At 73.9% G+C, this 12,546-nt stretch carries 11 protein-coding genes; 10 read left to right on the plus strand and 1 reads right to left on the minus strand.

Features of this window, described 5'->3' with window-relative positions:
• Positions 1 to 112: 112 nt before the first annotated feature.
• The 5 genes from ACX25U_RS33905 to ACX25U_RS33925 all read left to right on the plus strand — a co-directional run bounded on the left by ACX25U_RS33905 (position 113) and on the right by ACX25U_RS33925 (position 5,668).
• Positions 113 to 499, plus strand: a complete 387-nt coding sequence (locus tag ACX25U_RS33905; protein WP_454385738.1) for a ferredoxin — start codon at positions 113 to 115, stop codon at positions 497 to 499.
• Positions 500 to 577: 78 nt separating this feature from the next.
• The gene (locus tag ACX25U_RS33910) at positions 578 to 1,375 is read left to right on the plus strand and encodes an oxygenase MpaB family protein (protein ID WP_454394634.1); all 798 of its coding nucleotides are present in this window, start codon (positions 578 to 580) and stop codon (positions 1,373 to 1,375) included.
• A gap of 130 nt (positions 1,376 to 1,505) precedes the next feature.
• Entirely contained in the window at positions 1,506 to 3,737 is a 2,232-nt protein-coding gene (locus ACX25U_RS33915; protein ID WP_454385740.1) for a tetratricopeptide repeat protein, read from the plus strand.
• Positions 3,738 to 3,809: 72 nt separating this feature from the next.
• On the plus strand, positions 3,810 to 5,378 hold the full coding sequence (locus ACX25U_RS33920) for a phytoene desaturase family protein (RefSeq protein ID WP_454385742.1): 1,569 nt from the start codon (positions 3,810 to 3,812) through the stop codon (positions 5,376 to 5,378).
• Positions 5,379 to 5,476: 98 nt separating this feature from the next.
• Complete coding sequence (locus ACX25U_RS33925; RefSeq protein ID WP_454385743.1) at positions 5,477 to 5,668, plus strand: DUF2795 domain-containing protein; 192 nt, start codon at positions 5,477 to 5,479, stop codon at positions 5,666 to 5,668.
• A 399-nt stretch (positions 5,669 to 6,067) separates the two neighbouring features.
• Here the strand turns inward: ACX25U_RS33925 and ACX25U_RS33930 are convergent, their stop codons facing one another.
• Positions 6,068 to 7,870, minus strand: a complete 1,803-nt coding sequence (locus tag ACX25U_RS33930; RefSeq protein ID WP_454385745.1) for a serine hydrolase — start codon at positions 7,868 to 7,870, stop codon at positions 6,068 to 6,070.
• Positions 7,871 to 8,069: 199 nt separating this feature from the next.
• Here ACX25U_RS33930 and ACX25U_RS33935 point away from each other — a divergent pair, with 199 nt between their 5' ends.
• The 5 genes from ACX25U_RS33935 (at position 8,070) to ACX25U_RS33955 (ending at position 12,479) form a co-directional block, all read left to right on the plus strand.
• Positions 8,070 to 9,569: an acyl-CoA synthetase gene (locus tag ACX25U_RS33935; protein ID WP_454385747.1), complete on the plus strand. Its 1,500-nt coding sequence runs from the start codon at positions 8,070 to 8,072 to the stop codon at positions 9,567 to 9,569.
• Complete coding sequence (locus ACX25U_RS33940; RefSeq protein ID WP_454385749.1) at positions 9,566 to 10,147, plus strand: GNAT family N-acetyltransferase; 582 nt, start codon at positions 9,566 to 9,568, stop codon at positions 10,145 to 10,147. The genes ACX25U_RS33935 and ACX25U_RS33940 overlap by 4 nt, the downstream gene beginning before the upstream one ends.
• Positions 10,148 to 10,229: 82 nt before the next feature.
• Positions 10,230 to 11,087 (plus strand): alpha/beta fold hydrolase, encoded by an 858-nt coding sequence (locus ACX25U_RS33945; RefSeq protein WP_454385751.1) that lies wholly within the window; start codon positions 10,230 to 10,232, stop codon positions 11,085 to 11,087.
• A gap of 111 nt (positions 11,088 to 11,198) precedes the next feature.
• On the plus strand, positions 11,199 to 11,441 hold the full coding sequence (locus ACX25U_RS33950; RefSeq protein WP_454385753.1) for a DUF397 domain-containing protein: 243 nt from the start codon (positions 11,199 to 11,201) through the stop codon (positions 11,439 to 11,441).
• A 135-nt stretch (positions 11,442 to 11,576) separates the two neighbouring features.
• Positions 11,577 to 12,479 carry a universal stress protein gene (locus tag ACX25U_RS33955; protein WP_454385754.1) on the plus strand — a complete coding sequence of 301 codons (903 nt, stop codon included), beginning with the start codon at positions 11,577 to 11,579 and terminating at the stop codon, positions 12,477 to 12,479.
• The last annotated feature ends 67 nt before the right edge of the window (positions 12,480 to 12,546 follow it).

Below are 12,546 nucleotides of genomic sequence, written 5' to 3' on the forward strand. Positions count from 1 at the left end.
CCGTATCTCGTCGCTCTCGGGCCGCACGAGTGCCCGGTGGGGGAGGCGGAAAACGGCCGGAACCCTTGCCGTCAGCGCGTTTGGCGGCCGCGGCCCCGGCTACCCGCGCGGTGTGACTACGCCATCTTCGACGACTTCGCAACAGCGGGAACTCATCCAGTTCCTGGAGGACCGTTTCGCCTGCGCACAGGCGTGCACGGAGTGCGCCCGGGCGTGCGCGTTGCGCGCGAGCCTGGTGGATCCGGGCGGAAGCGAGGAGCAGGAACTCCTGCGGCGCAAGGGCATCATGTGCGCGGAGGTCTGCGACGCCACCTGCCGGATGCTGTCCGAGCAGAACAGCCAGGACGAGTCCGGCATCCGCGTCCAGCTGGAGTGGTGCCGGGCCGTCTGCCTGGAGAGCGCGCACGTCTTCGACCGGCACCCGGGCGCCGAGCGGACCGCCGACGCCTGCCGGGCCACGGCCCGCGCCTGCTCGGACTTCATGGCGACACTGGGCTGACCCACGGGCACAGAGACGTGGGAGCCTGGAGGCGTGGGTGATCCCGGGCTGTTCGGTCCAAGATCCGTGACATGGCAGATGCATGGCGACCCGATGATGTGGGTCGCCGGCATCCGGGCGCTGTATCTGCAGGCCCTTCATCCGCGCACGGTGCGCGGCGTGATGCAGAACTCCGACTTCCGGCGCGACGCCTGGGGTCGGCTGCTGCGCACGGCCGACTTCGTCGGGACGACGACGTACGGGACGACCGAGGCCGCCGAGAAGGCCGGCGCCCGGGTGCGGAAGATCCACAGCATGCTCTCGGCGACCGACCCGGAGACGGGGGAGAACTACCGGATCGACGCCCCCGAACTGCTGCTGTGGGTGCACTGCGCCGAGATCGACTCCTATCTGCACGTGCTGCGTCGCTCCGGCTTCCCGCTCACCGACGCCCAGGCCGACCGCTACGTCGCCGAACACCGCGAAAGCGCCCGCCTGGTGGGCCTGGACCCGGACACCGTGCCCGCCGACCGGGCGGAGCTCGCGGCCTACTTCGACAAGGCGCGCCCCGAACTGGCCGCCGGAGCCGACGCACGGGAAGTCGACGACTTCCTGCTCCGGCCGCCGGCGCACCCGCTGCTCGTACCGGCGCGGGAGGTGCTGTGGCGGCGCGTGGCACATCTGGCGTACGCCTGCCTGCCGCCGTACGCCCACGAGCTGTACGGCAGACCGGCCCCCGCACCCGCCACCGTCACCCGCCGGCTGCGCGCCACCGGCACCCTGCTGCGCTGTGTTCCCTCAGGTCTGCGCTGGCAACTCCCGCCGAAACACATCCTCCGCGCCATGGCCAGGCTCGGGCCTCAGGCCCGTCCCGCACCGTACAAAGTCGGGCAGTAGCTCGCCATACTGGACGGGGCCTCCCCGCGGACCGGGCCGGCACCGGGACGGGGCCGGGGGCGGCCCGCACGACACGGCCCAGGGGAGGACAGGGGCAGGACATACGGGGCGACGGGGGCGGCGGCGCGAGATGTCGGAGACCAGGCTGATCCAGGGCCGTTACCGGCTGCTCGACCCGATCGGGCGGGGCGGCATGGGCGAGGTGTGGCGGGCACGGGACGAGTCGCTGGGCCGCCAGGTCGCGGTGAAGTGCCTCAAGCCGCTCGGCCCGCACCACGACCCGTCCTTCACCCGGGTGCTGCGTGAGCGCTTCCGGCGCGAGGCCCGGGTGGCCGCCGCGCTGCAGCACCGCGGGGTGACCGTGGTCCACGACTTCGGCGAGTCCGACGGCGTGCTCTACCTCGTCATGGAACTGCTCGACGGCCGTGACCTCAGCCGGCTGCTGGACGACAACGAGCACCGGCCGCTGGCCGTCCCGGACATCGTCGAGATCGCCGAACAGGTCGCCGCCGCCCTCGCCTACACCCACCGACAGGGCATCGTGCACCGCGACTTGAAACCGGCGAACATCATGCGTCTGGCCGACGGCACGGTGAAGATCTGCGACTTCGGCATCGCCCGGCTCGGCCATGACATCGGCTTCACCGCCCGGCTGACCGGTACCGGCATCGCCATGGGCACCCCGCACTACATGTCGCCCGAGCAGATCGGCGGAACCGAGGTCGACCAGCGCAGCGACCTGTACTCGCTGGGCTGCGTGCTGTACGAGATCGCCACCGGAGCACCGCCGTTCGACCTCGGCGACACCTGGGCGATCCTGGTCGGCCATCGCGACACCCCGCCCGCGCCGCCACGCCGCCACCGCGCCGAACTCCCCGAGTACCTGGAGCGGATCATCCTCGACCTGCTCGCCAAACACCCCGAGCAACGGCCGCGGGACGCCCACGAGTTGTGCCGCCGCATCATCGCGGGCCGCACCGCGCCCGCCCATGTGCCCACGGCGGTCACCCCGCGGCCGCGCCCGCCCGCGCCGGCCGGACGCGAGACCCGCCTGCCGTCCTGGACGCGCGGCATGACCACCGGCCCCAAGGCGACCGGGGCCGCACTGCGTGCCACACCCCCGGACCCGGCCGCCGGCCTCACCGGGGAGTGGACCACGCGCCCCTTCACGGCCGACCCAGGTGAGCCCGCCCCCGGCGCCCGGCCCGGCCCGCCTCCGACGACCGTCGGGGCCCTCTCCGACCGGCACCACGCGGGCCTGCGGCTCGGGCGCCTCGGCCGCTGGGCGGAGGCCGGCGAGGTGCACCGCGCGGTCGCCGGCGAGCGCGCCCGCCTCCTCGGACCCGACCACCCCGACACCCTCGCCAGCCGCTACGAGGTGGCGTTCGCCCTCAGCCGCACCGGGCGCGCCGCCGACGCGCTGCGCGCGTACAAGCAGGTGACCGCGGCCCGCATCCGGGTACTGGGCGCCGACCACCCGGACACGCTCGCCGCGCGCCAGGAAATGGCGTACGTGCTGGGCCGGCTGGGCCGCCACTCCGACGCGCACCAGGTCTATGCGGCGGTGCTCGCCGCCCGCGAGCGCACCATGGGTCCGGACCACCCCGACACCCTGCGCTGCCGCCACAACCTGGCCTTCAGCCTCAGCCGGCTCGGCCGACTGGACGACTCCTACCGCGTGGCCTGCCAGGTCGCCGCCGACCGCGCCCGGGTGCTCGGCCCGCTGCACCCCGACACCCTGGTCACCCGTTACGAGGTCGCCTACCTGCTCGGCCAGTCGGGACGCTGGGCCGAGGCCCTGCAGACCTACCGCGAGGTCGCCGCCGCCCGCGAGCGCGTCCTCGGCGCCGACCACCCCGACACCCTCGCCGCCCGCCACGAGGCCGGCATCAGCCTGGGCCGGCTCGGCCGCGGCGCGGAGGCGCTCCAGCTCTACCACGGCCTGATCGAGGACCGCACCCGCGTGCAGGGCCCGGCCCACCCCGAGACCCTGCGCGCCCGCCACGGCCTCGGCGTCAACCTCGGCCGCCTCGGCCGCTGGGAGGAGGCGCTCGCCGAGTCCCGCGACGTGTGCGCGATCCGCGAGCGCGTCCTCGGCCCCGACCATCCCGACACCTTGGTCAGCCGCCGCGAGGTCGCCGTGAGCCTCGGCTGGCTCGGCCGCTGGGTCGACGCACTCACCGAGTACCGGCAGGTGGCCGCCGCCCGCGAGCGCGTCCTCGGCGCCGGCCACCCCGACACGCTCACCAGCCGCGACGACGAGGCCCACTGCCTTCAGCAGCTCGGCCGCGGCGCGGAAGCCGCCGAGCTCCACCGCAGGGTGGCCGTGCTGCGCCGGCAGCGGGCGGCCGACGGCCCCTGAGCCCGCCCCTGTCCCGCACGCACGGCGGACGGCGTCCTGGCCGAAGTGGATCACCGCGTGTTACCAAGAACCATGAGCGCACACGAGGCACACGGGACGTACGACGCCGTCATCGTCGGCGGCGGGCACAACGGGCTGGTCGCCGCCGCCTACCTGGCCCGGGCCGGCCGTTCGGTGCTCGTGCTGGAACGGCTGGACCACACCGGCGGCGCCGCCGTCTCCACCCGCCCCTTCGCCGGCGTGGACGCCCGGCTGTCCCGCTACTCCTACCTGGTCAGCCTACTGCCGCGGAAGATCGTCCAGGACCTGGGCCTGGACTTCCGGCTGCGCACCCGCACCATCTCCTCGTACACGCCCGTCGAACGGAGCGGTGTGCCCACCGGGCTGCTCGTGGGTGGGGGAGAGGAGCGCACCCGCGAGGCGTTCGCCCGGCTGACCGGTTCCGACCGCGAGTGGGAGGCCTGGCAGCGCTTCTACGGCATGACCGGTCGCCTCGCCCGGCGGGTCTTCCCCACGCTCACCGAGCCGCTGCCCACCCGCGAGGAGCTGCGCCGCCGCGTCGACGACGAGGACGCCTGGCGGATCCTGTTCGAGGAGCCGATCGGCGTCGCCGTCGAGGACCGCTTCGCCGACGACCTGGTCCGCGGCGTGGTCCTCACCGACGCCCTCATCGGCACCTTCGCCGACGCCCACGATCCGTCCCTGGTACAGAACCGCTGCTTCCTGTACCACGTGATCGGCGGCGGCACCGGCGACTGGGACGTGCCGGTCGGCGGCATGGGCGCCCTGACCGACGCCCTCGCGGCCGCCGCACGCCGGGCGGGCGCCGTCATCGCCACCGGCCACGAGGCGGTACGGGTGGCGAGCGACGGCAAAAGCGCCGAGGTCACCTACCGCACCCGGAACGGCGAGGGCACCGTCGGCGCCCGGCACGTCCTGGTGGGCGCCTCCCCGCAGGCCCTGGCCACGCTGACCGGCGACACCCCGCCCGAGCCCGCCGAGGGCGCCCAGCTGAAGGTGAACATGCTGCTCAAGCGGCTGCCCCGGCTCCGCGACACCTCCGTCGACCCGCGCGAGGCCTTCTCCGGCACCTTCCACATCGCCGAGGGCTACGAGCAGCTGGCCACCGCCCACGCCCGGGCCGCCGCCGGCGAGCTGCCCGCCGCGCCGCCCTCCGAGATCTACTGCCACTCCCTGACCGACCCCACGATCCTCGGCCCCGACCTGGTCGAACGCGGTTACCAGACGCTCACCCTGTTCGGCCTGCACACCCCCGCCCGGCTCTTCGCCCGCGACAACGACGCCGTCCGCGAGGAACTGCTGAAGTCCACGCTCGCGCAGCTCGACGCCCACCTCGCCGAGCCGCTCGCCGACTGCCTGGCGACCGACGCCGAGGGCCTCCCCTGCATCGAGGCGAAGACCCCGCTGGACCTGGAGCGGGACCTGCGCCTGCCCGGCGGCAACATCTTCCACCGGGCGCTGAGCTGGCCGTACGCCCAGGAGGGCACCGGCCGCTGGGGTGTGGAGACCCGGCACGCCAACGTGCTGCTGTGCGGCGCGGGCGCGGTGCGCGGCGGCGGGGTCAGCGGGGTGCCCGGGCACAACGCGGCCATGGCGGTCCTCGAAGGACAGGGCGGCTGAATGCCTCCGCCCGGGAGGGGCACTCCGACAGGTCGAAGGTATCCGTACGACCCGGCCGTCCCCACGGACGGCCGCACCACCCCCCACGGGAGGCTTCCATGGCCGACCTCAGCCCGATCGACCTGCAGAAGGCCCTCAGCGGCATGGACTACCCGACGGACAAACAGCACCTGGTGGAACGTGCCCGCGAGAACAAGGCCAACGAGAAGATCGTCAGCCGTCTCGACGGACTGAAACAGGACCACTTCGACGGACCGAACGAGGTGCAGAAGGCCGTCTTCAACGAGTGACGGTCCCCCTTTCGCCCGCGAACCGTCCGCGAGCCCGCCGCCCCCCGGACGGCAGGCTCGCGGCACGCTTGACGGGCTGCCCGCCCCGCCAGGGCCTGCCCGGCGGATCATGCCGCAGACGCGGGGTCCGGCACTCCCCCAAGCTCTTCGAGCAGGGGGGACCCCCACCCCGAGCTCTCCGAGCAGGGGGACCTCAGCGGCGTTGTCGTCGGTTGCCGACTCCCCCGAGCTCTCGGCTTCGCTCGAGCAGGGGACCCCCATCGCGTCGACGCCCTCCTCCGCCTTGCACCTGCACGCTCCCCCAAGCTCTTGGGGAACAGGGAGGACCCCCATCGCCCCCGCCCACCCGGGCCGACGGCCGACCGCCGGTTTCCGGCGACTTGATCCGCCGGACAGACCCTAGTCCGCGGCGGCGGTCCAGCCCTTCGGCTCGATGAGGGCCGCGTGCGCCGGGCGTGCCTCGTCGAACAGGACGTGGTGGCCGGCCTCGACGCGCTGGGCGTCGACATAGGCCCCGCGGCCCACGTACAGGCGGTCCGTCGTGTACCGCCAGCGCAGGGTCAGCTGCCGGGCCGCCGGGAGGCCGGCCGCGAGTTCGTGCCAGCGGCGGCCCGAGAAGCCGGTGGCGGTGCCGGTGGGATGCTGCTGCGGCTCCTCGCCTCGACGCGTGGTGGTGAACGGCACCGGCTGCCAGGTGGCGCCCCCGTCCGTCGAGGACTCCAGGACGAGTACGTCCGCCGGGGGCTCGGTGTCCCACCACAGCGCGCACCGCAGTCGTGCGGCACCGGCCGAGGTGTCGAGTGCGGGCAGCGCAAGGGTCGCCGTCGTAGCGCTCGCCATTCCGGAGAACCAGGCTGTACGGCCCCGTGCCGGCCGGACCGGCACGGCCCGCGCCAGGTTGTTGCCGGCGGCGACGCGGGGAGCGGAGCCGGAGCGCCAGTTGCGCACCGGGTGCACGGAGTTGCCGAGGACCACCAGGAAGGAGTCGGTCGTCGGGTCGAGGACCAGCGCGGTGCCGGTGAAGCCGGTGTGCCCGGCGGTGCGCGGGGTGGCCATCGCACCCATGTACCAGTGCTGGTGGAGCTCGAAGCCGAGGCCGTGCTCGTTGCCGGGGAAGGTGGTGTTGAAGTCGGTGAACATCAGCTCCACCGACTCCGGGGCGAGGATGCGCGTACGTCCGTAGGCGCCGCCGTTGAGCAGGGTGCGGCCCAGCACCGCGAGGTCCCAGGCGCAGGAGAACACGCCCGCGTGCCCGGCCACGCCGCCGAGGCTGTAGGCGTTCTCGTCGTGCACCTCCCCCCACACCAGGCCGCGGTCCAGCCCGGACCACGGCTTTCGGGCGTCCTCGGTGGCCGCGATCCCCGGCTTCCAGGAGGCGGGCGGGTTGTACCGGGTGCGGTCGAGGCCGAGCGGGCCGGTGACCTTCTCCCGCAGCAGCACGTCCAGCGCGCGGCCCGTGATCCTCTCCAGGACGAGCTGCAGGGAGATCATGTTCAGGTCGGAGTACAGATACACGGTGCCGGGCGGGTCGAGCGGCGCCTCGTTCCAGATCAGCTCCAGCTTCCCCTCGCGCGTCGGGGCGTTGTAGAGCGGGATCCAGGCCCGGAAGCCCGAGGTGTGCGTCAGGAGCTGACGCATCGTCACGTCCTGTTTGCCCGCCCGTCCGAACTCCGGGAGGTAGGAGGCGACCTTCGCCTCCAGCTCCAGCGTGCCCCGCTCGATCTGCTGCACGGCCAGGATCGAGGTGAACAGCTTGGAGACCGAGGCGAGGTCGAAGACGGTGTCCGGGGTCATCGGGATCTGCCGGTCGGGCGGGAACTCCACGCCGGTGTCGGTCTTCTCGTCGTACGCCGCGTAGCGCACCGCCATGCCGATCGGCTCGTGCAGCGCCACGGTGCCGCCGCGCCCGGCGAGCAGGACGGCGCCCGCGTACCAGGGGTGCGTGGGGGAGGGACCGAGGAACGTCTCCGCGTCGGTGACCAGTTGACGCAGATGGGCCGCGAGCAGCCCGGCCTGCTCGGGTGAACCGTGCCGCAGCGTGGGACGACCGCCCGCCGCGCCCGCCCCTGCCGCTCCGGCCGCGACAGCCGGACCCGTCGGAAGCGAGGCGAGACCCAGGGCGCCGCCCAGGACCAGTGAGGCCCTGCCGAGTTGACGCCGAGTCGGTCCGCGCCCGTCTCTGTCCGCCGCGCCGTCGATCATCGTGAGGCCTCCCGTCGTACCGCCGCTTGAAAATATCTTTCGGGACGTGCCTTGCGGAGTGAAACTTTCCTGTCAGGTGGTGGCCGTGTCAACGGGGCGTGCGTGACGGAGGTGCGCTTCGATTCGATCGAGGTCGCGCTCGAGGCCGTTGGGGCCGGACGCTTGACCTCCTCCCCCCACGGGCCGAGGATCAAGTGTCATGACGGCTGGACACGGGAGCACGGTAGACGGAATCCTGCGGCGCAGTGCCCGGCGCACCCCGGCGCGGGTCGCCGTCGAGTACGGCGGGCGTTCGTGGACGTACGCCGAACTCGACGACGCCGTCTCCCGCGCGGCGAGCGTCCTGCTCGGCCAGGGCCTCGGCCCCGGCGACCGGGTCGGCGCCTACGGCCACAACTCCGACGCCTATCTGATCGCCTTCCTCGCCTGCGCCCGCGCGGGCCTGGTGCATGTGCCGGTCAACCAGAACCTCACCGGCGACGACCTCGCGTACATCGTCGGCCAGTCGGGCAGCACGCTGGTCCTCACCGACCCGGACCTGGCCGGACGACTGCCCACTGGTGTACGGACGTTGGCGCTGCGCGAGGCCGACGACTCGCTGCTGGCCCGGCTGCCCTCCGCAGCGCCGCACGACGGCCCCGAGCCGCACACCGACGACCTGGTGCAGCTGCTCTACACCTCCGGCACCACCGCCCTGCCCAAGGGCGCGATGATGACCCACCGGGCGCTGGTCCACGAATACCTGAGCGCGATCACGGCCCTCGACCTCAGCGCGGGGGACCGCCCCGTCCACTCGCTGCCGCTCTACCACTCGGCGCAGATGCACGTGTTCCTGCTGCCGTACCTGGCCGTGGGCGCCACGAACATCATCCTGGACGCGCCCGACGGCGACCGTATCCTCGACCTCGTCGAGGCCGGGCGCGCGGACAGCCTCTTCGCCCCGCCCACGGTGTGGATCGGCCTCGCGGGCCGCCCCGACTTCGCCACCCGGAACCTCGACGGCCTGCGCAAGGCGTACTACGGCGCGTCGATCATGCCGGTGCCGGTCCTGGAACGCCTCCGCGAACGCCTGCCGGAGCTCGCCTTCTACAACTGCTTCGGCCAGAGCGAGATCGGCCCGCTGGCCATGGTGCTGGGCCCCGACGAGCACAAGGGCCGGATGGACTCCTGCGGGCGGCCGGTGCTCTTCGTGGACGCCCGGGTCGTCGACGAGGACGGCAAGGACGTGCCCGACGGCACGCCCGGCGAAGTCGTCTACAGCTCCCCGCAGTTGTGCGAGGGCTACTGGGACAAGCCCGAGGAGACCGCGGAGGCCTTCCGCGACGGCTGGTTCCACTCCGGCGACCTCGCCGTCCGCGACCCGCACGGCTACTACACGGTCGTCGACCGGGTGAAGGACGTCATCAACTCCGGTGGAGTACTGGTCGCTTCCCGCCAGGTCGAGGACGCCCTGTACACGCACCCCCAGGTCGCCGAGGTCGCCGTGGTCGGCCTCCCCGACGACCACTGGATCGAGGCCGTCACCGCCTTCGTCGTCCCCCGCGGCGAGGTCACCGAGTCCGACCTCATCACCCACGCCCGCGAGAAACTGGCCCACTTCAAGGCTCCCAAGAAGATCCTCTTCGTGCCCGAACTGCCCCGCAACGCCAGCGGAAAGATCCTCAAGCGCGAACTGCGGGACAGGTTCGACGGCAATTGACCACCCGTCTGCCGGCCGAGGCCACCCCGTCCGCCCCCGGCCTGATCCTGCGCCCATGGTCCGAGGCGGACGCCGCCGAGCTGATCGAGACGTACCGGGACGACGCCCTGCGCCGCTGGGCGAGTCCGGCCGTGGACGACGAGGCGGGCGCGGCTCGGTGGATCCGGGAGCGACAGCGGGACCGGGAGGACGGCAATCGCCTCGCGTTCGCGGTCCTGGAGCCCCACGGGCCCGCGGGAGGGGAGCGGTTGGTGGGCAATGCCGTCGTCAAGGGCATCGGCCCGGGAGCTGTTTCCGCCGAGGTCGGCTACTGGACCGCGGCCCATGCGCGTGGCCGCGGCGTGGCACCCCGGGCACTGCGGGCGTTGACCGACTGGGCCTTCGACGCGTTCGGCGACGAAGGACTGACGCGCCTGGAACTCCTGCACCAGGTGGACAACACGGCGTCCTGCCACGTCGCCCGGAAGTGCGGGTACGAGCTGACCGGGACCCTGCCCGCGGCGCCACCCGCCTTCCCGCTCGACGGCCACCTCCACATCCGCACACGGCTCACCGACGCGGACCCACGGTCCGCCTGATCCCGCCCACCGGCTCCGCGAGTCCCGATCCCCGGCGGAAATTCCCTGGCGCCCGCCGTCCCCGGCGGCCAGGATCGACACCATGCCGTTCTTCGCCGCGCCCGACGGAACCCGGCTCGCCTACCACCTGCGTGGGCAGGGCGACCCCCTCGTCGTCCTGCCCGGGGGGCCGATGCGGGCCTCCGCGTACCTCGGGGACCTCGGCGGGCTCACCGCGCACCGCCGCCTGGTCCTGCTCGACCTGCGCGGCACCGGCGACTCGGCAAAGCCCGCGGACCCCTCGACGTACCGCTGCGACCGGCAGGTCGACGACGTGGAGGCGCTGCGCGCGCACCTGGGGCTGGAGCGGATGGACCTGCTCGGGCACTCGGCGGGCGGCAGCCTCGCCGCGCTGTACGCGGCCCGCCGTCCCCGGCGGGTGGCACGGCTGGCGCTGATCACCACCGCCCTGCGCCCGCTCGGTCTGCGCGCGACGGCCGAGGACCGGCTGACGGCGGCCCGGCTGCGACGCGACGAGCCGTGGTTCGAGCAGGCGTATCCGGCGCTGGAGGCATGGCTGGCGGGGGAGAGCGAGTACGGTCCCGCGCTCGCCCCGTTCTTCTACGGCCGCTGGAACGAGACCGCCCGCGTCCACGCCGAGGCCGACGAGGAGCAGACCAACGGGGAGGCCGCCGACCGTTGCTTCGCCGAGGCCGCGTTCGACCCGCCCGCGACACGCGCCGCCCTCGCCGGACTGACCGCCCCGGTCCTCGTCCTCGCCGGCGGCCTGGACGGCGGACCCCGCCCCGACCTCGCCCGCCGCGCCGCCGAGGCCTTCCCGCATGCCCGGCTCGCGGTGCAGCCGGGGGCCGGGCACTACCCGTGGCTGGACGACCCGGAGTGGTTCGTACAGCACGTCACCGCCTTCTTCGCGGAGGCCCCGCCGCCTCCGGCGGACTGACCCCGGCGGTGGGGAGCGGGCCCGTGAAAGCTCCCCTTCGCGTGGCCTGTCGGCGGCTTGATGCGATCGCTAGGCTGGCTCGCGGACGACGGAATCGGGAGGAGCACGGACGTGGCCGAGAGCACTGTCCAGCAGCACCCGCTCGCGGGATGGGACAAGCCGGAGCTGGATCTCAGCAACGCCGAGTGGCGGTCCAGCAGCCGTGGCCTGGGGGATGTCCAGATCGCCTTTGTCGAGGGGTTCATCGCGATGCGCAACAGCGGTCGCCCGGAAAACCCCTCCCTGATCTTCACCCCCGCGGAGTGGGGCGCGTTCGTGTCGGGGGCCCGGGAGGGGGAGTTCGACCTCACCTGAGGCGGCGCCGAGCCGGGGCGCCGATCCGGGGTGTTCCCCTCGCTTTTTCGGACACGCGACCTTGAAAGCCCCGCCCGGGCCGGCAGCCGAGTCGGTCCGGCCCGCGGGAAGGCCGCCGTCCGAGGAGAGGAACCCATGAACACCCCACCGGTCGTCGCCGCGGTCGACGGCTCCGACGACAGCCTGCGCGCCCTGGACTGGGCCCTCGACGCCGCCCGGAGGCGCGGTGCGCGGCTGCGAGCTGTCCATGTGCGGCAGTACGCGGCCTGGGCCCAGCCCGACGTCCTGGTCGCCGGAGAGCCCCGGGGCGACGACGACCCGGTGCTCGACCAGGCGCGCGCCCACCTCGAAGGCCGCGCCGGGGGGACCGAGGTGGAGTACGCCGGGCCGGCCGGGCTGCCCGGCGCCCTGCTGCCCGAACTCGGCGCCACCGCCCAGCTGCTGGTGCTCGGCTCGCGCGGGCGCGGCGGCTTCGCCAGCCTGCTGCTCGGCTCCAACGGCCTGGCCGCCGCCCGCGACGCCGACTGCCCGGTCGTCGTGGTGCCCCGGCCCGGCCGCGAGGTCCACGGCGAGGCGCCGGGCGGGCCCGGGCCCCGCGTGGTCGTCGGCGTGAACGCCGACAGCCCCGACGGGGCCACGCTAGCCTTCGCCTTCACCGAGGCCGCTCTGCGCGAGGCCCGGCTCCAGGTGGTCACCGCCTACGCGTGGCCGGGCCCGACCTGGATGGCGCCCGGCGAGCTCGCCCCGCCCGTGATCGACCAGGAGGCCGTGGAGAGCGAGACCCGGGCCCTGATCGACGGCCTCCTCGCCCCGCACCGCACCCGCCACCCCGACGTGCGGACGGAGTCCTGGGTCGCACCCGGCGACGCGGCCGGCCTCCTGGTCACCGCCTCCCGCGACGCGGACCTGGTCGTGGTCGGCCGCCACCGCCGACGCCTGCTGGCACCGGCCCGCATGATGGGCTCGGTCACCCAGGCCGTCCTGCTGCACGCGGCGAGCCCCGTCGCGGTGGTGCCGCCGTCACCCCCGGAGGAGTGACGGCGGCGACCGGGCCGGCGGCAGCCGTACCGCCCTCTTCCCCGCCGCACGGGACCGCTCGGCCGGC

The sequence above is a fragment of the Streptomyces sp. JNUCC 63 genome, assembly GCF_054366325.1.